General features: G+C 42.7%; 1 protein-coding gene. It reads right to left on the reverse strand.

Annotated features, from left to right (window positions below):
- A partial coding sequence (locus QUB14_RS28665; RefSeq protein WP_333297500.1) for a tetratricopeptide repeat protein occupies positions 1-731 on the reverse strand: 731 nt, incomplete at its 3' end.
- Positions 732-1,004 lie beyond the last annotated feature (273 nt).

Consider the following 1,004-nt stretch of genomic DNA (forward strand, 5'->3'; position numbering starts at 1 on the left):
TTATTCAAAGTCGTGGCAACGCCTGCGCGGTCGCCCACTTCCCGCATAATTGGTAAAGCTTGGTTAAAGTATTTCAACGCCTCTTGTGGTTGCGATATGCTGTTGTAGACTGCACCAATATTAATCAAAGTAGCAGCAACACCTGCTAGATCGCCTACTTCCCGCATAATTGGTAAAGATTGGTTAAAGTATTTTAACGCCTCTTGTGGCTGTCCGATGCTATTGTAGACCCCACCAAGATTAGTCAAAGTAACAGATTCCCCAGAGCGCTCGCCTACTTCCCGCATAATGGCTAAAGCTTGGTTATAGTATTTCAATGCCTCTTGTAGCTGTCCGATGCTTTTGTAGACTAAACCGATATTATTCAAAGTAGCAGCTTCCCCAAAACGCTCGCCTACTTCCCGCATAAAGGGTAAAGCTTGGTTGAGGTATTTCAAAGCTTCTTGTGGCTGTCCGATGCGACCGTAGTTAAAACCAATACCATTGAGTGCTACAGCTTCAAATTTTCTAATTTTAAATTGTCGTGCAATAGCTAGAATCTGCTGCCATGTTTCTATTGCCTGTAGAGGTTGTCCTTGCTGTTGCTGTTTCATTCCTTGCTGTATAAGTCTCTCTACTTCTTGAACCTGTGCATTCTGACTTTGCCCCCAACTAGGTTGAACCATCAGCGGCACAGTCAGAGGAGTCAGACACACACCCAAAACCAAAACACTGCTGATAAATCGTTTCATCCTTTTTATAATTCACCAAAGTCGATTAATTGAATAGACATGAAACGCAGAATCTTTTAATCCTTGAAACCTTCTAACGGCTCATCAAAACTGCCCGATATTGAAATCAAATCGCGCTCACAGCCAAACAATGGCGGACATAACTTACACACTCCGACCAAAGAAACCGGGTTTTTTACGGAATCTGCGGACTGCAACTAAATAGGGCTTGCTGAATAAGTTAAGAAAAATCACGATAGCAATTGAGGAATGATTCAAGTTCAGCGACACATA

Source organism: Microcoleus sp. B3-D2, assembly GCF_036705345.1.
Classification (GTDB): domain Bacteria; phylum Cyanobacteriota; class Cyanobacteriia; order Cyanobacteriales; family Microcoleaceae; genus Microcoleus.